The organism is Rohdeia mirabilis (assembly GCA_007750655.1).
GTDB lineage: Bacteria > Planctomycetota > UBA1135 > UBA1135.
The window spans coordinates 4,197,731-4,219,849 of record CP036290.1 but is presented as its reverse complement, the minus strand read 5'-3'; the positions used below and the strand labels follow the sequence as shown (position 1 = coordinate 4,219,849).

Here is a 22,119-nt window from a genome sequence, read left to right as displayed (position 1 = left end):
CGCGCGGCGCGCGTCAGGGAACCGGCGCGGCGGTCGGTGCTTCACTGACGGGAGCGTCCACCACGTCCTGCACGCGTGAATACACGTCGACGAGCAACGTCGCCGGCGCCGCGAGGTTCGGACGCAGCACGACCACGTGGGTCGTGCGCCCCGACCGCACGCGGATACCCGTGGAGGCCGAGCCACCCAGCTCGAACACGTACTCGCCCTCGGGCAGGCGCACGCGCGCGATCTGGATCTCGGCCGGCAGCGCGCGCCAACTGCGCGTGTCGGCGCGCTCGGCGGCGGTCAACAGGAGGTTGCCGAGCAGGTTGACCAACTCGCCCGCGCCCCGATCGTCGAACTGGTTCGCGGCGATCTTGGACACGCCCGCCTTGAACGCCCGTCGCAGCACCGCGCGCGCCACGATCCACGGCATGTTGGCGTCGGACTGTTGTTGGGCCACGGTGTTGACGTCGAGCAACGTCTCGGTCGTCACCGTGCGATCGCCGACGCGCAGCGTGATCGGCGGCACGAACGAGTCCTGGACCGCGACGACCGGCACCCGTACCTGGGTCTGGGCCAGGGGGCCGGCCTCGTTCTCGAGCACGACCAGGGCGATGCTCGCCAGCGCGAGGGCCAGGTCGCTGACGGGGGAAGCGCCTTCGACCAGGACCGGACCGCTTCCACCGAGGTAGATGATGTGGACCAGGCCCGTGCCCTGCTCGATGCGCGACGCGCCCGACATCTCGTCGTAGGCGTCCTGCACCACGCCGACGCCACCGGACCACTCGAGCGCGCGCTCGTAGGCCTTCGCGCCTTCGTCGGTCATGAACTTCGTCTCCTGGACGAGGCCCAACAGGTACGCGCCGATCGCCACGCGCTGGTACTGCTCCTGGGGGCTGTAGGTCACCGCGTTCTCGTCCTCCGAGAGCTCGGCGCCGAAGTCGCTGCCCAGGATCTGCTCCTGCTTCTCGTCGATCTGGATCGCGTAGGCGAAGGCGTCGTCGCCGCCGTTCAGAAGGTCCGCGATCGCGAGCATGGAGCGCAGGACGATGTGTTCGTAGTCCGCACCCACGTAGTCCGCGAAGCCGTCGTCGAGGGCGACGGTCCCGATGAACGCGCTGGCGTCGCGATTCACGTGCCGGGGATCGAGCGTGTCGCGGCTGCGGCGCAGAAGGTCGATGCATGCGTCGAAGTCGCCGAGCGCCAGCTGCGTCATCGCCTTCTCGAGCAGGTAGAGCGCCGTGTCGCCCTCGCTCGGGTCGATCGCCTCCGAGAGGCCGCGCGAGTCGTGGACGACCTCGCTCGGAACACCGGACGCCTTCGAGATCAGGCCGTCGATCGCCGCGTCGGCGCTGTCGTAGTCGCCGGCGTTCCAGGCGTTCGTGAAGCGCTCGACCTTCGAACCGTAGCTTGCACAGCCGGCCGTCAGAGCGAGGAGCACGAACGACAGGTGCGCCAGTCTCGGGCCCCGGTGGGGGCGGCGGTCCTGGTCGACACACGGCACGTTCGTGCTCCTCGGCGGATCGATCATCGATGCGGTGTTCAGCGCTGACGGTGGTCGTCGAAGGCGCGAACGCTCAGTCCTCGTACTCCTTCATCCGCTCGCCGGACTCCTTGGCGACCGTCAGACCCGAGCGAGAGTCGATCATCTCGAGCGACAGGCGGTAGCGGCGTTCGCGCAGGCCACTCGCGATCTGGCTGGTCTGCGTCGTCATCTTGCCCCAGATCAGGTAGTCGGGCGAGAGGCCCTCCTCCGCGAGGTTCGCGAGGAACGCGGTGCGGTACTTCGCGATGAACAGGTCCTCGGTCTGGGTGAGGCCGGCTTCCTGACGGGCGCGATCGACGAAGCGCATGCTGATCATGCGGTAGACGCCCGAGTTGACGATCGATTCCTCGATGCGGTCGTAGATGGCGGGCTTCTGGTCGCGCAGTTCCTCGGCGCCGAGGGTGTCGAGACCGACGAAGGCGACGAGGTAGCCGCCCGGGTTCTGGACGTTCACCTGACGGCGGTGGCGGTCGAGCAGCTTCTCCATCGTGTCGGCCGTGATCTCGTCGTAGACCGCGGTGCCGCCGCGCGAGCGGTCGACGCCGATGGCTTCACCGGCGTCCTTGATGCGACCGGTCGGTCCGGACTTGCAGGCGGCGAGGGAGAGGGCGCAGAGCGCGATCGTGAGTACTTTCGTGAAGTGCATGGTCGAAGTGTTGGGTGAGCGTGTGTGCGTGTTCGGTGTGGTGTCAGCGAATGCCGCCGAGGCGCACGTCCAGTTCCTGCTGGAGCGCGGTGCGGTAGTTGGGAGAGAGCGCGACGTGGGCCGACCCGACGACGTCGGACTCGACGACGTCGTAGATGTCGACGCGCAGGGCGTAGTCGTTGCCGAAGCGCTCGAGGCGCGGCGCGACGATCAGTTGGAAGCCCGCTTCGCGCAGAGCGATCCGGGCGGCCGCGCTGCGAGCCAGTCCGCCGAGGGCCAGTTCGCCTTCGACGAGCTGGGTGTCCGACCACTTCGTGAAGCCGAGGTCGTTCACGCGCACGCCCTGCTCGCGCAGGCCGGATGCGACAGCGTCGCCGAGCATCGACGAGACGAGCTCGCCGAAACGCACGGAGCGGCTGGTCAACAGGCTCTCGCGCAGGGTCTCGACGTGCGCGCGCGCCGCCTGCAGGTTCGGGTACGTGCGGCCGTTCAGGGCGACGGGCGTCGCGGCGTCGAGCGGCACGCCGGCGGCGACGGCTTCGTCGGCGCGGCGGTTGTACTCGGCTCCGTAGGTCGCCTGCGCGGCCCGCAGATCGGCGATGGCCTGGACGAACACACCGAAGTCGGTGGGGGCGATGTAGACGACGCCCGTGACGTCGGCGGATTCGAGGGTCTCGAGCACCGCGGCGCCCAGGGCCGTGACGTCACCGCGCAGCTGGTCCATCAGCGTGCCCAGTTCGGCGGGCACTTCGGGAGCGCTCCACCTGGCGTCGGGGCTCCACAGGCTCGACGTGCTCGCGAGGCGCCAGATCCGCGCGTTCGAGCGGACGTCGCTGGGGATCTCGAACTTCTCGCGGGCGAGCATGGCGTCGCTGCGGAAGTCCCACGCGCACAGGTCCACGGTCAAGACGTCGCGACCGGCGCGCCCGACGTTGTTGTCGCGCCGAACGGTTCCGAACGTGAGCACATCGAGGCCGAGCTGGCCGCCGTCCTGGGCGACCGCCTCGACGGTGAAGAGCGCGGTCTTCGCGAGCTCGGCGCGTGCGAGGCGCGCGGCGATGGAGCTCGTGTCGAGGATCTGTTGGGTGAAGCCGTGGGCGCGCACACGCTCGGCGACCTGGTCCGCGAGATCGACGCCGTACTCCGCGACCCACGGCCCCTCGGTGCGCAGGTCCTGGCTCACGAGCGGCAGGCACCCGATCGAACCGGCGCCCGCACCGCGAGCGAGGATCGCCGCGCAGAAGGACTCGACCGCGGCGGTGGCGGAGTCCGAGGTGCGCGGCGGAGCGATGCGCGGCGCCGGCGCCGTAGTTGGCGCAACGGCTTCGGTCGCGCTGCCGTCGGGGGCCTGGCCACTGCCCGCCTGGCCGCTCGCTGCCTGGCCGTCGTGGCGAGCGTCGACCTCCTGCATCCCTTCGTCGCTGGGACCGGGGGCGGGCATGGCGCGCTGTGGGACGTACTGGGGCGAGCGGCAGGAGCCGAGGAGTGCGGCCGAAGCGAGGATCCAGGCGATCTTGGACGTGTTCATGGGATGTGGAGCGGTTGAGAAGCTGGGTCCGCGGCGCGCGCTGGGGCACGGGCCGGTCGGACGGCGAAGGTCCGTGAGCGCAGGCGCGGCGCCCAAGGATGCTATTGGATTCGGGGCCGCCATGCTCACGGTCCGGTCGTGCCACCTTCTGCTCGAACCGCCCGCTCGAACGTCGCAGCGGATCATGTCGCCGGGGCGCGTCGCGGGGACACGCCGGTGGCGGCCACATCTGCGCCAAGTACCACGGGCGCCCGGATCCGGGAGGCGGAGCCGAGCGCGGCCCGGCCCGGGTACGTCGCTCGCGCCCGCAGCTCTTCAGCGCTGGCGCAATTTTCGTGCATAGATGCGAGTGCGTGCGGCGCCGCTCGGGCGACAGGTTCCGTCCCGATTCGCAGAGGGCGCTCAACTCGGGCGCGTGTCCATGCATGATGGGCGACCTTCGACCACGCGCGGGCCCCGTCGAGCCCGGCGCGCCCCTCTTCGATCGCCGCTCCAGCTCCTCGAGGAATCGACCCCATGCTGCACGTGAAACGAATCGCTCTCGCCGCGCCCGCGCTCCTCCTCATGTCCGTCGCCTGCAGTCTCGGTTGCCGTTCGGGCTTCGAGAGCGGCGTCACACCGATCGGCGACCCGGGTCGGACGACCCAGGTCACCACCGGCGACACGTGGATCCGCAGCAAGGTCGAGATCCGCAACGTCCGCGGTCAACGGCGGCAGGACCAGCGGCTCGACGTGCAGTTCGAGCTGTACAACGCGTGGCACAACCCGATGAGCCTGCGCTACTCGGTGACGTGGTTCGACGCGCGCGGGATGCTCATCTCGACCTCGGACGTCTACAAGGAGGCCGAGATCCTGGGCGAGCAGTCGCTGCTCGTGAACGTCACCGGCCCCAACGACCGCGCCACGAACTGGCAGGTCGATCTGCAGCCGCTGGCCGAGCGCTAGTCTTCGAGACTGCTCAACCAGGCGTCGATCCGCCGCGCCAGTTCCACCGCGCCCGCGCCCAGCATCACGCCGTGCCCGCTGCCCGGGACCACTTCGATCTCGGCCTCCATGTCGCGCGCCAGCGGCTCGACCGCGGCGCGATCGAACCACGCGTCATGTTCGGCGAGGAACATCCGCGCGGGCGGTGAGAAGCGCTTGTCGAGCAGCTTGATGCCGCGGTCCAGTTGTTCGATCACCTGGCGACTCTCGCCCTGGAGCGCATCGAACCACTCGCCCTTCGGGGTCGCGTCGCCGGGCGCGAGCCACTCGCCGCGCGCGCGCGACTCGCTGTCGAAGAAGCGTTCGGGATTCGCGGCCGGACGCTTGGTGAGCGCGTGCAGGCGGTGGCGCTTGCGATAGGCGCCGAGCCACGCTCCGAGCCCCGTGGGCGGCAGGGGCGCGACCATGCCGAGCGCCGCCAGTTCGCCGATCTCGTGCGACGCGAACTCGCGCTTCTCCAGCAGGCGCCGAGCGAAGAGAGCGGCGGCGCCGTGGGCGATCAGCGCGACCGGCTCCTTGAGCTTGAGCACCTGACGCGCGAGCGGATTGACGTAGTCCTCGACGTTGTAGAACGACAGATCGTTCTTGTGCATCGAGCTGCCGCCGTGGCCGGGCAGGCTCGCGGCGTACACGCGCCAGCCGTGCACGTCGCACAGTTCGCGCGCGGTGCGTTCCCAGGCGGCGGCGCACAGGAACAGTCCGTGCTGGAGCAGGATCGGAGTCGCGTGCCGCGGAGCGTCGGGCACGAAGTCGAGGCGTTCGATGGATTCCATGGGAGCGGCCGGGGCGCGCGGCCGCCGGGCGCGCACCCTACCGAGCGGGGCCGCGATCCTCTCTCAGCAACTGCGGCGTCGGACGTCGCCCGCGCCCCAGCCGAAGATCCAACCGCCGGCCTCGAGTCGGTGCAGCGCGCGCCTCAGCCGCGAGCGCGCGAGCCCCGTCGCGCGGGCCACGCGCGCGGTCGTCGTCCGCGCCGGTCGAGCGGCCCGGGTGCAGCGCTCGATCCACGCGAGCACGCGCTGCTCGTCCGCGTCGAGCGGGGCCGTGCGCGCCCGTTCGGCCTCGAGCGCCGACGGCTCGCAGCGGCGCGTCGACGCGGCCAGTCGCTCGCAGATCTCCCACTGTCCGTCGCTCTGGCGCGCGCGGTGGGGCAGGTGTTCGGACCGGGGCACCCACGCGAGGACCAGCGCCACGTCGCGACCCGACCCGTTCGGCACCAACTCGATCCAGGTCCGCGCGCGGGGCGTCGGGCGCAGGTCGTCCCGCAGCACGGTCGCGAGCTCGGCCAGGGTGGCTCCGGGGTCCGGCACACCGACCAGCGTCAGGTCGTCCTCGGCGCCGACGACGAACAGCCCGCCGACGCCGTTCGCGAAGGCGCCGAGGGTCCGAGCCACCTTGCCGTGGGTGGGGAGTCCGCGCTTCAGCTCCAGCCGGCGCCCTTCGCCGGACGCGATCCGGTTCCGGACCTCCTGGCCGAGCGCGAGATCGGGGCGGGGACCGCAGGGTGACCCGTCGGGCTGCTCGCCGCGCCGCTCGCCGAAGTCGGGGGCCGGTCCGGCCGTGGAGGAAGGCGCCATGGGCCAGCCAACGTAAAGGCGGCGGCCGTCCCGGGCCGATAGCCCCTTCGTGAATCACGCGGCCACCCACGATCCGAAGACCGGCGAGACGCTCCCCGACGAGCCCGCGCCGCGTGTTCGGCACCCGCTCATGTGGCAGGTGTCGGTGGCGGGCGGGGTGCTGGCGGCCGTGGTGCTGGCGGGCTTCTCGCTCTGGACGCTGGTCGTCGCTGGCGACCGTCCCGCGGCGATCGGTGGAGCGGGTTGGCTGTGGACCGCGTCGCTCGCCGCCGGGGCACTGTCCCTGATGGCGGCCGGTGGGCAGCGACTGGGCCTGTGGGGCCTGCGCGTCTTCTTCCTCCTGGCCGGCGCGCCGATGGTGACCGGCGGCCTGCGCGACCACGGGACCTGGTTGTTCGTCGGCGCCGGCCTGTGCGCCGCCTGGCTCGTGCTGAGCCTGTTCGCGCGTCCGGCCGAGGTCGAGCCGGCCGCGGGCGACGCGCGCTGAGGTCGGTGCGCGCTGAGGTCGGTGCGCCGGGGCTCGGGCTCGCGCGCGGGCGGAGCACGGCGCTCGGGGCGGTTGCTGGGAGCGGCCGAGGTTGGAATCGCCCCGCGATGACGGGTGGAGGCTAGGATCCTCGCTCGCCGCCACGTGGACCCGGGGCGTTGCTCGCCGCGCTCCCTGCCCGTCCACGCGATCTCCCCGGCACCCCCCAGAAAGAGGAGGCGAGCACTTCCCCCCGGAATCTGCTCATGCGTTCGATCGCACTGTCCGCGGGACTCGGCACGTTGCTGCTCAGTCCCGTTGCTCTCGCCCAGAACCCCAACTCGGGCATCACCAACACCGGTCAACAGCTCACCGTCGAGATCAGCTGTGACGACGTCCTGAACGAGGGCGCCACTTCGTTCACCGTGGACGCCTGCGCCACGCTCGGTCCGGCCGCCGACCTGAACGTCAACGTGCTGTTCGTCGTGGACCTGTCCGGGTCGATGGGGCAGAACATCCCCGGCGGGGGCCTCGGCGACGCCAACGGGGACGGCATCAACAACCAGCGCATCGACGCGGCGATCGAAGGCCTCGTCAGCCTCGCCGAGTCGCTCGGTTCGAACGACAACGTCGATCTCGGAATCGTCGCTTTCGGAGTGAGCGCAGCGACCTGCGACCTGGATCCTGCGGCGGGCACCCAAGTGTGGATCTCTCCCCCGGACCTCGGCACTCCGAACCAGTTCGAGACAGTCCTGCGCTCCATGGATTCGAACGGGATCGTCGGTCAGTTCACGCCTCTCGACGTCGGACCCCTGACCAACTACCAGGCGGCGATCAACGTTGCTGCCGGAGCCTTCGCGCTCCAGGCTCCGGGCGAGGTGAACCTGATGTTCTTCATCTCCGACGGCCAGCCCAATGGTGCAGGCAGCACCAGCGTGAACTTCCTGGAGAACCTCGCGAACAACGTTCTGGTGAACCAGTACGGCGTCCGCATCAACACGTTCGGCATCGGACCGGGCGACCTCTGTGCTCCCGGCCAGATCCTCGACCGTCTCGCGGAGGTGTCGGGCGGGACGTGCACGAACGTCGCCGATCCTGGTGACCTGACCACCGTGCTGCCGAACGCAGGCAGCACGTCGATCGAGAGCATCGTCGTCTCGGTCAACGGCAACCAAGTTCTGACGGCGAACGGTCCCGAGGCGCTGGAGCTGTGTCTGAACGACGTCGAGATCCTGCAGGAGCTCGACCTGCTCGGCATCAACGTCGTCGAGGCCACGGCCACGGCGGCCGACGGCACCCAGGTGACCGCGACCAAGCAGGTGACGAAGACCATGTGCCAGCTGTTCGTCGGGCTCGCCGCGAAGAACAAACTCCTGTTCCAGAACGACACCGACAAGCTGCTGGTGCAACCGTTGGTCACGTTCAACGTGACCGAGTCGGTGGTCCCGACCTTCCAGATCCCGGCGGTGCCCGAGCTCGCTGGTCTCGACGTCTACTTCCAGGTCGCGATGCACAACGAGGCGGCGTTCCCGACGAACGCCGTGCAGATGTCGAACGGCGTGCGCGTGACCTTGGGCGGGAGCAGCGAGGCCTACGGCAACGCCGCGGGCATCTTCAGCTGGTTCGACGGCTCGGCCGGCCTCGGCGACAGCTTCGAAGTGCGCTTCGACGTCGTCGGCATGTGAGACCCTCGCGGACTCCACGGACGTCCCGACGGGGCCCGGCGGTCGAGAGGCCGCCGGGCCCCGTTTCGTCGGGGGCGGGTCGGCCCCGTCGGCGGATTTGCGCGGGAATCCGCCACCGTCGGCACCTCGCGCTGGTCCTAGCCCCCGGGGCGGGCGTGCCGGGGGGGGCGGGGGACTCCTCGGTTCGCTCGGCGCTCGGACACGCCTGGAGCCGCCAGGGGGCCCCGAGCCCCACGGAGCGGCTCCCCGCCGCCTCTCTGATCGATCAGGGTGATTGGTTGCAGGTCTGTGATAGCCAGCCTACCTTTCCCCCATGCGCCCCTCCATCCGCCAGCTCGAGTACCTCGTCGCCGTCGCCGAGACGCTCCACTTCCGCAAGGCCGCCCAGAACTGCTCGGTGACCCAGCCGGCCCTCTCGGCCCAGATCCAGCAGCTCGAGCAACTGCTCGGGATCCAACTCTTCGAGCGCAACCGCCGCCGGGTCCTCCTGACCTCGGCCGGGCGCGAGGCCGTCGCCCACGCGCGACAGGTCCTCGACCAGGTGGACGGTCTGGCCGACTCGGCGCGCGCGGCGACCGAGCCGCTCACCGGCGACCTGCGCATGGGCGTCATCCCCACGGTCGCGCCGTACCTGTTGCCGCGCGTGCTCCCGGGCCTGCGCGAGACGCGACCCAAGCTGCGGCTCTTCCTGCGCGAGGAGTTCACGAACGTGCTCGTCGAGCGCCTCAACGCGGGCGAGCTCGACGTGCTGATGCTGGCGCTGCCCGTCAGCGGCGACTTCGACAGCCAGCTCCTGTTCCACGACGACTTCTGGCTGGCGCTGCCGGAGGAGCACGAACTGCTCGACCACAAGGCCGTGACCGAGGACGACCTGCGCGATCAAGAGGTGTTGCTGCTCGAGGACGGGCACTGCCTGCGCGACCAGGCGCTCGCCATCTGTGGACGCAGCGGCGCGAGCGAGTCCATGCGCGTGCGCGCGACCAGTCTCGGCACCCTGTCGCAGATGGTGTCCGGCGGACTCGGCCTCACGCTGTTGCCCGAGCTGGCGATCGGCGTCGAAGCGCGCGAAGGCAGCGGCGTCCGCGTGCGCCCGTTCGCCGAGCCCGTTCCGCACCGCCAGATCGGACTGGTGTGGCGCAAGGGCAGCTCGCGCGCGGACGAGTTCAAGCAGCTCGGCGAGGAGATCGTCCAGCTGTACGACGCTGGACAGCCGAAGTAGCGCGCCGCCCTCGCGCCGTCAGTTGGCGGCCAGCTCGATCTCGGCCTCCGGGTCGCCTTCCTTGCCCTTCCAGGTCCCGATCGGCGCCGGGACGAACGAGTCGGCCGAGGACGTCGCCATCCACGTGGCCCAACGCTCGGGGTGCGGCGACTTCAGCAACTGGCCCGGTTCGAGCCACTCGTAGATCTCGGCGTAGGTCGCGTGGCGGTCGTGCGAGAGCCGGCGGTGGATGTGGTGGGGACGCAGGTGGTCGGGGTGTTCGATCCCGGCGGCGCCGAGCAGTTCGCACAGGGCTTCGACCGTCTCGCGGTGCCAGCGTTCGACGCGCACCTGCTTGTCCGCGACGACCAGTCCGCGCTCGAGCCCCGGATCCTGCGTCGCGACGCCGACCGGACAGTGGTTCGAGTTGCAGCGCCGCGCCTGGATGCAACCCAGGCTCAGCATGAAGCCGCGCGCCGAGTTGATGATGTCCGCACCGGCGGCCAGTCGTTGAGCCATCTGGAACGCCGTGATGACCTTGCCGCTGGCGATGATCTTGATGCGCTCGCGCAGGCCGAATCCGACCAGCGCGTTGTGCACCAGGACCAGGCCGTCCGTCAGCGGCGAACCGACCGAGTTGGAGAACTCGAGCGGCGCCGCGCCCGTGCCGCCCTCGCCACCGTCGACGCTGATGAAGTCGGGCGTGATGTTCGTCTCGACCATCGCCTTGCAGATGGCCACGAACTCGGCCGGGTGCCCGACGCACAGCTTGAAGCCGACCGGTTTGCCGCCCGACAGGTCGCGCAGGCGTGCGATGAAGCGAACCAGTCCGCGCGGGCCGTCGAACGCGCTGTGCGACGGCGGTGACAGCACGTCGGCGCCCTTCGGCACGCCGCGGATCGCCGAGATCTCGTCGGTGATCTTGGCCGCGGGCAGGATGCCGCCGTGTCCCGGCTTGGCGCCCTGACTGAGCTTCAGTTCGATCAGTTTGATGGCCGGCTGCGACGCGGTCCTCGCGAACGCGTCCGGGTCGAACGTCCCGTCGGCTCCGCGGCTGCCGAAGTAGCCCGTCCCCACCTGGTAGCAGATGTCGCCGCCGGGGCCCAGGTGGTGCGGGCTGACGCCCCCCTCGCCCGTGTTGTGGAAGAAGCCGCCGGCCTTCGCGCCGCCGTTGAGCGCGCGGATCGCGGCGCCCGACAAGGATCCGTAGCTCATCGCGCTGATGTTGAGCAGCGACGCGGAGTAGGGCTGCTTGCAGTCCGGTCCACCGATCGTGATGCGCGGCTCCACCACGCTGCCGTGGTGCGCGGCGAGCGAGTGGTCGAGCCACTCGTACCCCGGGTCGTAGACCTCGCGCAACGTGCCGAACGGCAACGTGTCGAGCACGCCCTTCGCGCGCTGGTAGACGATCGAGCGCCGTTCGCGGTCGATCGGCCGCCCGTCGGTCTCCGACTCGACGAAGTACTGGTTGATCTCGGGCCGGATCATCTCGAACAGATAGCGGAAGTGCCCGATGACCGGGAAGTTCCGCAGCACCGCCTTGCGCGTCTGCAGCGCGTCCCACATCCCCAGGACGAAGAGCGGCACGACGAGCACGAACAGCCAGGCGGCCGGCGCCCAGGCCAGCGACGCGAGGCCGACGGCGGCGAAGACGCCCAGCGAGATCAACAGGAAGGGGAGCAGCATGGGCCTAGAGCCGGGGTTCGAAGTCGAGTTCGCGGACCAGGAAGGCCCACAGGTCGGCCGCCTCGGCGATGCGCTTCGCCGTCGGCTTGCCGGCTCCGTGACCGGCGCTCGACTCGACGCGCAACAGGACCGGAGCCGGACCACCCTGGGCCGCCTGCATGCGCGCTGCGAACTTGAAGGAGTGACCGGGGACGACGCGATCGTCGGTGTCGGCCGTCGTGATCAGGGTCGCAGGGTACTGTGCGCCGTCCTCGAGGTTGTGGTACGGCGAGTACGCGAGCAGCGCCTGGAACTCCTCCGGGACGTCGACCGACCCGTAGTCGTCGACCCAGTAGCGCCCGGCCGTGAAGAGGTGGAAGCGCAGCATGTCCATCACGCCGACCGCGGGCAGACAGGCGCCGAACAGGTCGGGGCGTTGGATCAGGCACGCGCCGACCAACAGGCCGCCGTTCGAGCCACCTTGGATCGCGAGTCGGTCCGGCCGCGTCCAACCGTTCGCGACCAACCACTCGCCCGCCGCGATGAAGTCGTCGAACACGTTCTGTTTGCGCGTGCGCGTTCCGGCGCTGTGCCAGGCCTCGCCGAACTCGCCGCCGCCGCGCAGGTTCGGCATCGCGAAGACGCCGCCCATCTCCATCCAGACCAGGCGCGACACGCTGAAGCCCGGCGTGAGCGAGACGTCGAATCCGCCGTAGCCGTACAGCAGCGTCGGGTGCTCGCCCGGACCGTCCGTGGCCGGTTCGAGGCCCGCGCGGTGGCACAGGAACATCGGCACGCGCGTGCCGTCCTTGGACTCGTACCAGACCTGCGTGACCGTGTAGTCGGAGGGATCGAGTCCCTTCGGACCGTCCTGGTGCGCGAGCTCCGTCGTGCCCGTCGCGAGGTCCAGGCGATGGATCTGGCCGGGCGTCGCGAAGCTCGAGAACGCGAAGAACACCTCCGTCGCGTCCGTGTCGCCGGTCAAGCCGCCGACCGATCCGATGCCCGGCAGTTCGACCGTCGGGCCCTCGACGCAGGCTTCGAGCACGAGCGGACCGAGCGCGGTGGTGGGGGCCGAGTCCGTCGCGTCGCCTCCGATCGCGGCTCCTTCGGAAGTCGCGTCAGCGCTCGCGGCGACGGCGCTCCTGTCGGCATCGGTCGCGGCCGCAGTCGCGGCGTCCTCGGACGCGTTCGGTGCGTCGGCCACCTCGTCGCTCGTCTCCACCTCTTCCTGGGACGTGACGAAGTCGTAGAGCACCACGCGCGAGGACGCGTCGGCCAGGTACTCGGCCACGAGCCGCCCGCCGACCTCGTCGATGCCCTCGAGTCGCCATTCGCGCTCGGGAACGACCTCCATCCACGTCGGCGGTTCGGTGCGCGGATCCACGGCGAGCACGCGGCCGTTCGGTGCGTCCTGGTCCGTGCGCAGCAGGAGCTCGCCCGTGGGCGCCGTGCCGACGTAGCTGTAGTCGGCGGTGAACTGGTCGACGAGGGCGAGCGGCGTCGCGCTCGCGTTCTCGAGGTCGAACACGTGCACCTGGTTGTCGTTGCCGGCCATCCAGATGTGCAGCACGAGCCAGCGCCCGTCGTCGCTGACCCGGGGCGAGAAGCTCCACTCGGGCTGGTCCGGTCGCTCGTGGATCAACAGGTCGTCCGACTGCGGCGTCCCGACCCGGTGGAACCACACGCGTTGGTCCGTCACGCGCGCGGTGAACTTGTCCTCCTCGGGCACGTCGTAGCGCGCGTAGAAGAAGCCCGAGTCGTCGGGCATCCACGACACGCCGCCCCACTTGATGCCGGTCAGCACATCGCCGGTGGGGGCGAGCGTCTCGAGGTCGAGCACCTGCCAGTCCTTCCAGTCCGAGCCCGACGCGCTCGTGCCGTAGGCGAGGTAGCGCCCGTCGTGGCTGAAGGCGCCGCCGGAGTACGCGACCGTGCCGTCCTCGGAAAGGAGGTTGGGATCGAGCACGAGTTCGACGAGCGTCGGCTCATCGGGCGACACGTCGAACCCGATCTCGTCGCGACCGTCGCTATCGGTGAAGTCAGTCATCTCGAGGTTCGCCTCCCAGTCGAGGAGGAACTCTGGCAGCGACGCCCGCACCAGCCGCGACTGCGCCTCGAGCCCGCTGTTCACCCAGCTGTACCAGTGCTCGCCGTGGCGGGCGGGCGCGTTCACCTTCGGATAGTCCCACAGCTCCTCGAGCCGCTCGGCGATGGCGTCGCGCTCGTCGATGCGGGCCAGCGAGCGGCGCGCCACCTGGTCCTGGGCCCGCACCCACGCGGCCACCTCGGGGTCGGTGCGCACGTCGCCCTCGAGCCAGCGGTAGGGATCCACCACCTCGGTCCCGTGGAAGACCTCGGTCAGGTCCTGGGTCCGGGTCGCCGGGTACTCGGCCCTCTGGCGCGCGCCGTCGGTCGAGCCGCAGGCCGCGAGCAGGGCCAGGGCTCCGAGGATCTGGGCGCCGAGGGCCAGGGGCGAGCGGGCGGCGTGGGCGGGAGCAGCGACTTGGGGCGTGCGGTGGGTCCTCATGGCGGGCATTCTGCGCCCAGCGGGCCTCCGCGTCGCCATCGGAGCGCCGGGGGCTCGGTTCGGGCGCCCCGACGGGTGGGGTCGCGCCCGCCCGGCAGATTCCCGTCCAGCTCAGGGGCCAGCGCGCCGACGATCAGCCGTCCGGCCGCGCCTCACCGCCCCGCGCCCGTTCACTTCTGCCCCTGGGGTCTGGCCGCCGCCCGAGCGCGCTGCTACCTTCTGCGGCCGAATCGCCCGGCCGACCCGGCCCCCGGCGTGTCCAACCTGGCTCCGACCCGAGCCCCTGAACGACCAATCGACCATGAGCCGCGTCTGTGAATCCTCCGGCAAGCGCACCCACTCGGGTGGCTCCATCGCCCGTCGCGGTCTGCCCAAGAAGAAGGGCGGCGTCGGTCTCAAGACCACGGGCCACACCAAGCGCACGTTCAAGCCGAACCTGCAGACGGTTCGCTGCGTGATGCCCGACGGCACCGTCGAGCGCCTCAAGCTCGCGACGAGCGTCATCAAGCGCGGCATGATCGAGCTCGAGCGAGGCGGCAAGACCATGCGCTTCCCGCTCGTCAAGGCGACCCGCAAGCCGAAGGCCGAGCGCACCGAAGGCTGAGCCGAACGGTTCGCTTCTCGCACCGAACGGCGCGCCACCCGACTGGGTTGGCGCGCCGTTCGGCGTTCATGGGGGCGGCTCGCAGCAAGCACTGCATCGAGATGCCGTGTGTGCAGCGGCGAGCAGCACGCGCGTCACTCGCTCCAGACGGACGTGCCGTGCGCGTCCACGCCAACAGGCGCCGCAGGTGAACGCCGCTGTGGTCGAGCTCTTCGGGGGCGACGCTGTGGTGCCAATGGCGCCGCTCGGTGCCGCGAGCCGCAGCGGCACGCATCGACCGCCGGTGCTTCCTCAGGCCAGCACGCGCCGGAGGAAGTCGCCGATGTGGTCGAGTTCCTCGGGGGCGAGGCTGCGGTGCCAGTGGCGCCGCTCGGTGCCACGAGTCGCAGCGGCACGCATCGACCGCCGGTGCTTCCTCAGGCCATTACGCGCCGCAGTTCGTCGCCGATGCGGGTCGAGCTCTTCGGGTGCGAGGCTGTGCTGCCAATGGCGCCGCTCGGTGCCGCGAGCCGCAGCGGCACGCCTCGGCCGCCGGTGCTTCCTCAGGCCATTACGCGCCGCAGTTCGTCGCCGATGCGGGTCGAGCTCTTCGGGTGCGAGGCTGTGCTGCCAATGGCGCCGCTCGGTGCCGCGAGCCGCAGCGGCACGCCTCGGCCGCCGGTGCTTCCTCAGGCCAGTACGCGCCGCAGGTAGGCGCCGATGTGGTCGAGTTCCTCGGGGGCGACGCCGTGGTGCCGCTGGCGCCGCTCGGTGCCGCGAGCCGCAGCGGCGCGCCACGCCCGCCAGTGCTGCTTCGGACCAACTGGCGCCGCAGGAAGGCGGGCGCGTGGTCGAGTGCCTCGGGGGCGACGCCGGGGTGCCGCTGGCGCCGCTCGGTGCCGCGAGCCGCAGCGGTGTGCCACGCCCGCCAGTGCTGCTTCGGACCAACAGGCGCCGCAGGAAGGCGGGCGCGCGGTCGAGTTCCTCGGCGGGGCGACGCCGTGGTGCCGCTGGCGCCGCTCGGTGTCGCGAGCCGCAGCGGCGCGCCACGCCCGCCGGTGCTTCCTCAGGCCAGCACGCGCCGCAGGAAGTCGCCGATGTGGTCGAGTTCCTCGGGGGCGACGCTGTGCTGCATGCGGTACTGGTGCCATTCCACCGGCCAGCCGCCTTCGGTCAGCGTGTCGCGCGCCGTGGTGCCGCGCTCGAACACCACCATCGGGTCGTGCGTGCCGTGGCCCTGGAAGATCCGCGTCTCGCGGTTCTGCGGCGACGCCTCGGCCGTGAGCGTGTTCGCGCGCACCAGGTAGGTGGACAGGGCCACGATGCCGGCCAGACGCTCTGGGTGGCGCAGACCCGCGTGCAGCGCGATCGCTCCGCCCTGGCTGAAGCCGGCCAACACGATGTGCTCGGTGGCGATGCCGCGCTCGTTCTCGCGCGCGATCAACGCGTCGGCGATGCGCGTGGACTCCGCGATGCCTTCCGTGTCCTCGCGCTTGTGGAAGTCCATCCCGAAGATGTCGTACCAGGCGCGCATCTGCATGCCGCCGTTCACGGTCACCGGGCGCACGGGCGCGTTGGGGAACACGAAGCGCGTCGCCGGATCGCGGTCGAGGCCGAGCAGCGGCACGATCGGTTCGAAGTCGTGGCCGTCCGCACCGAGTCCGTGCAGCCAGATGACGGCGCGCGTCGCAGGGACCTTCGGTTCGACCTCGATGCACGTCACGGTGGGCGTTTCCATCGGCGCGATCTTAGTGTTCGAAGCGGTGCGGGCGCGCGTGTCGTGGCGCGCGAGTCGCGCAGGTTCCCGTGGGGCTCCGTGCCCAGCGCGCAGTGGGTCGCCCACACCGACGGCGCGCTCCCAGAAAGGCCGAGCGACCGGCCAGCGGCAGCGGGCCACCCGCTATCCTGCTCGCCCATGTCTTCTTCCGCGCTGCGCACCGCCATCGAGGGCCTGAACCCCGCACAGCGCGAAGCGGTCCTCACGACCGAGGGACCGCTGCTCGTGCTGGCCGGCGCGGGATCGGGCAAGACGCGCGTGATCACCGTCCGCACGGCGCACCTGCTCGCGCGCGGCGTCGTCCCCGAGTCGATCCTCGGCGTGACGTTCACGAACAAGGCCGCCGGCGAGATGAAGGAGCGCGTCAAAGCCATCGCCGGCCCGCCCGGTGGCGACGTGAACCTCGGCACGTTCCACGCCTTCGGGCTCAACCTGTTGCGCGACCACAGCCAACTGGCGGGTCTCGGCGACGAGTTCGGGCTGTGCGACTCGGGCGACCAGGCGTCGGGGCTGCGGCAGATCCTGCGCGAACTCGGCATCGCGAACCCCAGCTCGATCCTGCGCGACGTGCACGGGAAGATCAGCCTGTTCAAGAACGACCTCGTGACGCCGGAGGTCGCGCTCCAGCGGGCGAAGGACGACGAGGACGTGTTGGTCGCGGAGTCCTACGCCAAGTACGAGGTCTGGCTGCGGCGCAGTCGCGTGGTGGACTTCGACGACCTGCTCGTGCTGGCGGTCAAGCTGCTGCACGAACAGGACGACCTGCGCCAGATGCTGCAACAGCAGCTGCGCTACGTCATGGTCGACGAGTACCAGGACACGAACGCGGCGCAGTACGAGCTCCTGCTGGCGTTGACGTCGAAGGACGGGAACATCTGCGCGGTGGGGGACGACGACCAGGCGATCTACGGGTGGCGCGGTGCGCGCGTCGAGAAGATCCTCGCCTTCGGCACGGACTTCCCCGGCGCGAAGATCGTCAAGCTCGAGGACAACTACCGCTCGACGCACCAGGTGCTCGACGCGGCGAACAAGGTCATCCGCAACAACCCGGTGCGGCACGCGAAGACGATGCGTGCGGCGCGTGGGAACGGTGTGCCGCTCGAGGCCTTCGCGGCGGCGGACGAAGCGGCGGAGGCCGACACCGTCTGCCTGCAGATCAAGGAGCAGATGCAGCTCGCGGACCTCAACTTCGGGGACTTCGCGATCCTCTTCCGCACGTCGCTGCAGCCGCGCGCCTTCGAGGCCCAGCTGCGCACGCGCGCGATGCCGTACGTGCTGATCGGCGGACCGTCGTTCTTCGATCGCAAGGAGATCCGCGACGTGCTGGCGTACATGCGCGCGGCCGCGAACCGCAAGGACGACGTGTCGCTGTTGCGCATCGCGAACCGGCCGACGCGCGGGCTAGGCGACACGAGTCTCGACAAGGCCATGGCGGCGGCCGCGGCGGCGGGCGTGTCGCTCTTCGAAGCCTTCGAGAAGGGGCTCGGCGACCTGAAGCCGGCGGCCGCGAACGCTGGAGCACAGCTGTGCCTGACCCTGCGCGAGTGGGAGGCCGGCGTGCGCAACGATGCGCTGGGCGAGTCGGTGCGGGAACTGGTCGAGCGCGTCGGCTACAAGAGCGAGATCGGGCGCGCCTATCCCGACGACAAGACACGCGCCTCGCGGATGGCGGCGATCGAGGAGCTGATCCGCTTCGCCGAGAACCACTCGCGCCGCCGCAAGAAGCCGAGCCTGCGCCGCTTCCTGCAGGAGCTGGCGATGGACAGCCCCGAGTCGAACAAGGACGAGAAGGACAAGCGCGACGCGGTGCACCTGATGACGCTGCACGCCGCGAAGGGGCTCGAGTTCCGGCAGGTGTTCCTGGTCGGGTTCGAGGAGGGCGTCCTGCCGCACGCGCGCGCGATCCAGGACGACACGGTCGAGGAGGAGCGGCGCCTGGCCTACGTGGGCATCACGCGCGCGCGCGACCGGCTGGTCCTGTCCTACTGCACCGAGCGTCCGCGCGGTGGCGGGCGCGCGCAGTGCCACCCGAGCCGCTTCTTCTTCGAGCTCGCCGACCGCGAGCCGCCCGCCGACTGGCAGGCCGGTGGGATGGCGGTGAAGGGCGAGGACGGGCTCGACGCGAAGAAGCGGGCCTCGAAGAAGCGTTCGAGCAAGAAGCGCGCGCGACGCTGATCGTCGGGGTGATCGGTACGGCGTCAGGCACGCAGGTGCCACCTGCCGCGCCACGTCGCTGCGAATCGCAGCGAGGTCGGCGGCAGGTGGCACCTGCGTGCCTGACGCCGTACCGATCACCCCGACGATCGACTACTCGCCGCCGATGCGCGCGATCGCCGTGCGCACCGCGGTCTTCAGCTCGTCGTCGTCCCGGGCGAGCAGCGCGACCAACTTCGGCAGCGCCGTCTTCGCGCGCACCGCCCCCAAGGCCTCGACGGCGCCGAGCACCACGTCGCGATCGGTGCTGGCGAGCAGGGCCACGAGCGCGTCGGTGGTCTCCTTGGCCTCGTCCTTCGCACGCTTCCAGCGGGCGAACTCCTCGAGGGCTTCGCGCTGCTGGCGGAACTGCTCGAGGGTGTTGCGCGCGGCTTCGCGTACGGCGGGTTCGCTGGACCGCAGTGCCTCGCCGATCAGGTCGATCGCGGGTTCGTACAGAGCGTTCCCGAGCCTCCAGATGGCATCCGCCCGGAGGCTCGAGTTCTCCTCGGGCGCGGCCTGGACCGCCTCGAGCAGCCGCTGCAGGTCGCGCGCGCCGGCCAGGTAGTACCTGAGGCGGCTGGCGACCAACTCGGCCACAGCGGGCGTCTGGAGCAGCGGTTCGATACCGTCGAGGAACGCATGCCGTGTCTCGGTCGAGAGGCGAATGGCGGCCGCCACGAACTCCTCAGCCATGGTCCCGATCGGATCCTCCTGCAGCAACGGACGGGCCCGCTCGAGCAGGAACGCCACAGTTCCGTCGCGGTCGGATCGCTCGCTCAGCGACGTCAGACGTTGGAGCGCGTCGCTGAAGTCGTCACGGCTGATCTCGCCGGACTCCCAACGGGGGATCAGGATGCGGGACACCACGTCCAGTCCGCCGACCGCAGCGCTCCGCTCCAGAATCTGAGCGGCGGCTTCGATCTGCCGACCCCCTCCGCTCTCGAGCATCCAGTTTCCGAACCACGCGAGGGAAGGTGGAACGGTCTCGAGGCGGAACTGGGACTGGGTGACGGCTCCAGCCAGGCGATCGGCGAAGCGACCGATCTGAGTGGCGTTGCGATCGAGTTGCACGGCGTCGAACCCTTGGATCCGGACCGTGACCGGCACGAAACTCGACTCACTGGCCGAGAACTGCGCGAAGCCCGTGAAGCAGTACACGGCGGCGCTCGTCGCCTGCTCGGATCCGCTCCAGTTGGTGACGGCGCTGATCGCGTCGAAGAGACGTCCCAAGTCTTCGATGCTCGGTACCTGCCCACCAGGATCGGGACTCGTGAGCGTGTCGAGCTCGGCTCGCAGGGCGACGGACTCGCGCTCGTCCAGGACGTGACCGCGCGCCTCGAGCTTCGACAGCACGTCGACCGTTCGCTCGAAGCCGACGAAGGGCAGGACCGGCGCGGTCGCGGACAGGGGGTACTCGGCTGCGAGGGCGCTCATCGCGTCGCGGGTCGCGGAGGTCGGGTTCGCGGCCCACAGGTCCTTCAGCTGGAAGTACGAGAACTGCCGTGTGAAGGCGTTCAGGGCCGCGGACTTCTGGGCATCGTTCGCGGGTGCGCTCCAGATCTCGAGATAGCGTCGCAGTTCGGTCGGGTCGAGCCTCGCCACGCTCGTACTCCCGGCGTAGCCGACTCGCCCCGCGATGGCCTGGCCGATGCTCCCTGGCAACGGTTCGCCCAGTTCCCGCAGGGCCACGAAAGGCGCCAGGTCGGCGAGGATCTGGGCCCACTCGCCGCGTCCGGCGCGCGCGCGTTCGACGGCGATCTCGACGAGGCGCGGATCGCCTCCGAGACGCGGATCGGACATGAAGGTGTTCCGCTCGCGTTGCACGAGCTGGAACAGGCGGGACCCACCCACGTCGCGGATGGCCTCGACCGGATCCTGTGCACTGGCGTAGTGCAGCTCGAGGTGATCTGCGCCGCTCGACTGCGCGAGCGTGCGCCGCAGCACCGGGTCGGTCTCGGACCGGAAGGCTTCGAGGGTCGCCGCACGCGCGGCCGGCGAGTCGATCGTGCCCAGCGCGGAGGCGGCGAACCTGGAGGGGGCGACGATGGAGAAGTCCGGCGTGATGGCGACCATGGTGCCCTCCGGCGCCGCGAGGAGGCGCGCGAGCACCTGCACCGCGGTGTCGCCGTACAACGCCAGGTCCTCTCCCAGCTTCTCCCACGGTGTCACGCCATTGTGGACCTGGACCAGGATGTCCGCGATGCGATCGAGCGTCTCCTCGCTCGGCGCCGGCGCTTCGTCCTCGATCTCGCCCAGGCGCACACGCACGGCGCGCAGAGCGGCTTCGGCCTCGGCCGCGAGCGGTGCATCCTTGGCGGCGCGCGCGGCGGCGAGTGCCGCTTCGAATCCAGCCTTGGCCGCGGCGAGATCGTGCTCGTGGTCCTCGGCGTAGTGCGCGCGTTCGAGCAGGTCGCGCGGCGAGTCCTGGGCGCTGGTCGCGCGCGTCGCGGCCCGCGGTGCCTCGACCCGCGGCGTCAGGTGCAGCGGGATCAGGCTGGTGGGCGCCAGCGTCTGGGCGGCCGTCGCGTTGGCGGCGGGGCTCGCGGCCAGGCACAGGGCGAGGCCGAGGAAGCGATGCGTCGTGTGAGTCTTCATGGTGCTGGTCTCTCTCTCGGGCTGTTGCGCGCCGGCGTCCCCCGATCGGCCGGGGAACGCCCGATCGCGTCGGAGCCCACAAGACGCTTCTTCGTCCCTTGTCCTGTCACCACCTCGCGCGCCGGATGTCAAAGGTTGTGAACCCTCGTACGGTGTCGCACACCACTGGGGTGGTCGACCCGAAGGAAGTGCCGCAGCAAACTCGGCCTCGACACGGGCGCCCGTGAAGAGGCGAGGATCGCACGAGCCGACCTCGCGGTAGCCGCCGACGGCGGAGTCGGTCCGCGGGAGAGCCGACGCGCTTGGTCGGATTGCTGCGGTACTTCTTTCGGGTCGACCACCCCAGTGGTGTGCGACACCGTACGAGGGTTACACCTCGAGCCGGTAGCCCACGCCGAAGGCCGTCAACAGGTGCACCGGCGCCTTCGGGTCGGCCTCGAGCTTCTGCCGCAGCTTGACCACGTGCTGGTCCACCGTGCGCGTCGTGGGGAACGTGTCGTGGCCCCAGACCTCGTCGAGGAAGCGCTCGCGCGTCACCGGCTTGCCGCGCTCGCGCCAGAGCAGCCGCAGCATGTCGACCTCGCGCAACGACAGGTCGCTCGTGCGCGTGGTGCCGTCCGGCAGCGCGACCTCGATGCGCAGTTCGGCGAGCAGTACGCGCGCCGGACCGATCACGAGCTCGTTCGGCGTGTCGGCCGCGTTCGAATCGGCGCTCTTCAACCGCACCCGCACACGGGCGAGCAGCTCCGCCAGGCTGAACGGCTTGGTCACGTAGTCGTCGGCGCCCAGATCGAACCCCTGCACCACGTCGGCCTCGCCGTTGCGCGCGGTGAGCAGCATCACCGGCACCGTGCGTCCGTCGCGCCGCAGACTCTTCAGCACGTCGAGCCCGGACCGCCCCGGCAGCATCACGTCGAGCAGCACCAGATCGGGCGCACTCGTCGCCAGCAGCTCGAGCGCCGCGCGCCCGTCGCGCGCCACGTCCACCTCGTAGCCCTCCTTTCCGAGCGCGTACTCGAGCCCGGTCACCAGACTCTCTTCGTCCTCGACCACGAGGATGCGTCGCTTCGCGTTCATTGCAGCGTGTTCAGCGGTGGGGGGGCTCGGCGGCCCCTTCGTTCGTCCGTGCGGCGTCGGCCGTCAGAGCCTACTTCGACT

16 protein-coding genes are annotated in these 22,119 nt (G+C 70.5%); 6 read left to right on the top strand and 10 right to left on the bottom strand.

The window, feature by feature from the left end:
• Positions 1-13: 13 nt before the first annotated feature.
• The 3 genes from Pla163_RS15665 to Pla163_RS15655 are packed head-to-tail and all read right to left on the bottom strand — an operon-like array spanning position 14 to position 3,705.
• A complete protein-coding gene (locus Pla163_RS15665; protein WP_145190614.1) occupies positions 14-1,516 on the bottom strand; it encodes a COG3014 family protein in 1,503 nt (500 codons plus the stop codon).
• Positions 1,517-1,562: 46 nt separating this feature from the next.
• A complete protein-coding gene (locus Pla163_RS15660) occupies positions 1,563-2,177 on the bottom strand; it encodes a hypothetical protein (RefSeq protein ID WP_145190610.1) in 615 nt (204 codons plus the stop codon).
• Between the two features lie 43 nt (positions 2,178-2,220).
• Positions 2,221-3,705: a hypothetical protein gene (locus Pla163_RS15655; RefSeq protein ID WP_145190607.1), complete on the bottom strand. Its 1,485-nt coding sequence runs from the start codon at positions 3,703-3,705 to the stop codon at positions 2,221-2,223.
• Positions 3,706-4,230: 525 nt separating this feature from the next.
• Between Pla163_RS15655 and Pla163_RS15650 the strand changes: the two genes are divergently transcribed.
• Positions 4,231-4,650, top strand: a complete 420-nt coding sequence (locus Pla163_RS15650) for a DUF1425 domain-containing protein (protein ID WP_419186010.1) — start codon at positions 4,231-4,233, stop codon at positions 4,648-4,650.
• Here the strand turns inward: Pla163_RS15650 and Pla163_RS15645 are convergent.
• Together Pla163_RS15645 and Pla163_RS15640 are read right to left on the bottom strand one after the other, a co-directional pair.
• A complete protein-coding gene (locus tag Pla163_RS15645; RefSeq protein ID WP_145190601.1) occupies positions 4,647-5,462 on the bottom strand; it encodes an alpha/beta hydrolase in 816 nt (271 codons plus the stop codon). The genes Pla163_RS15650 and Pla163_RS15645 overlap by 4 nt on opposite strands.
• A gap of 63 nt (positions 5,463-5,525) precedes the next feature.
• On the bottom strand, positions 5,526-6,266 hold the full coding sequence (locus Pla163_RS15640; protein ID WP_145190598.1) for an RNA-binding domain-containing protein: 741 nt from the start codon (positions 6,264-6,266) through the stop codon (positions 5,526-5,528).
• A gap of 49 nt (positions 6,267-6,315) precedes the next feature.
• On the opposite strand from Pla163_RS15640, the gene Pla163_RS15635 reads away from it, so the two are divergent.
• From Pla163_RS15635 to Pla163_RS15625, 3 genes are all read left to right on the top strand, one after another.
• Positions 6,316-6,753, top strand: coding sequence for a hypothetical protein (locus tag Pla163_RS15635; protein WP_145190595.1), 438 nt, complete (start codon positions 6,316-6,318; stop codon positions 6,751-6,753).
• A gap of 245 nt (positions 6,754-6,998) precedes the next feature.
• Positions 6,999-8,417, top strand: a complete 1,419-nt coding sequence (locus Pla163_RS15630) for a vWA domain-containing protein (protein WP_145190592.1) — start codon at positions 6,999-7,001, stop codon at positions 8,415-8,417.
• A gap of 313 nt (positions 8,418-8,730) precedes the next feature.
• Positions 8,731-9,636: a LysR substrate-binding domain-containing protein gene (locus Pla163_RS15625; RefSeq protein ID WP_145190589.1), complete on the top strand. Its 906-nt coding sequence runs from the start codon at positions 8,731-8,733 to the stop codon at positions 9,634-9,636.
• A gap of 18 nt (positions 9,637-9,654) precedes the next feature.
• On the opposite strand, the gene Pla163_RS15620 is transcribed toward Pla163_RS15625, so the two are convergent.
• Together Pla163_RS15620 and Pla163_RS15615 are read right to left on the bottom strand one after the other, a co-directional pair.
• A complete protein-coding gene (locus tag Pla163_RS15620; RefSeq protein ID WP_145190586.1) occupies positions 9,655-11,301 on the bottom strand; it encodes an FMN-binding glutamate synthase family protein in 1,647 nt (548 codons plus the stop codon).
• A gap of 4 nt (positions 11,302-11,305) precedes the next feature.
• Complete coding sequence (locus tag Pla163_RS15615) at positions 11,306-13,810, bottom strand: prolyl oligopeptidase family serine peptidase (protein ID WP_419186009.1); 2,505 nt, start codon at positions 13,808-13,810, stop codon at positions 11,306-11,308.
• 301 nt (positions 13,811-14,111) lie between these two features.
• On the opposite strand from Pla163_RS15615, the gene rpmB reads away from it, so the two are divergent.
• The gene (gene rpmB, locus Pla163_RS15610) at positions 14,112-14,414 is read left to right on the top strand and encodes a 50S ribosomal protein L28 (protein WP_145190580.1); all 303 of its coding nucleotides are present in this window, start codon (positions 14,112-14,114) and stop codon (positions 14,412-14,414) included.
• A gap of 1,045 nt (positions 14,415-15,459) precedes the next feature.
• On the opposite strand, the gene Pla163_RS15605 is transcribed toward rpmB, so the two are convergent.
• Positions 15,460-16,131, bottom strand: coding sequence for an alpha/beta hydrolase (locus tag Pla163_RS15605; protein ID WP_145190577.1), 672 nt, complete (start codon positions 16,129-16,131; stop codon positions 15,460-15,462).
• Between the two features lie 177 nt (positions 16,132-16,308).
• Between Pla163_RS15605 and Pla163_RS15595 the strand changes: the two genes are divergently transcribed.
• Positions 16,309-18,345 (top strand): ATP-dependent helicase, encoded by a 2,037-nt coding sequence (locus Pla163_RS15595; protein ID WP_145190570.1) that lies wholly within the window; start codon positions 16,309-16,311, stop codon positions 18,343-18,345.
• 132 nt (positions 18,346-18,477) lie between these two features.
• Here Pla163_RS15595 and Pla163_RS15590 read toward each other — a convergent pair whose 3' ends face one another.
• Positions 18,478-20,961, bottom strand: coding sequence for a HEAT repeat domain-containing protein (locus Pla163_RS15590; protein ID WP_145190567.1), 2,484 nt, complete (start codon positions 20,959-20,961; stop codon positions 18,478-18,480).
• A 369-nt stretch (positions 20,962-21,330) separates the two neighbouring features.
• Positions 21,331-22,038 (bottom strand): response regulator transcription factor, encoded by a 708-nt coding sequence (locus Pla163_RS15585; RefSeq protein ID WP_145190564.1) that lies wholly within the window; start codon positions 22,036-22,038, stop codon positions 21,331-21,333.
• Positions 22,039-22,119 lie beyond the last annotated feature (81 nt).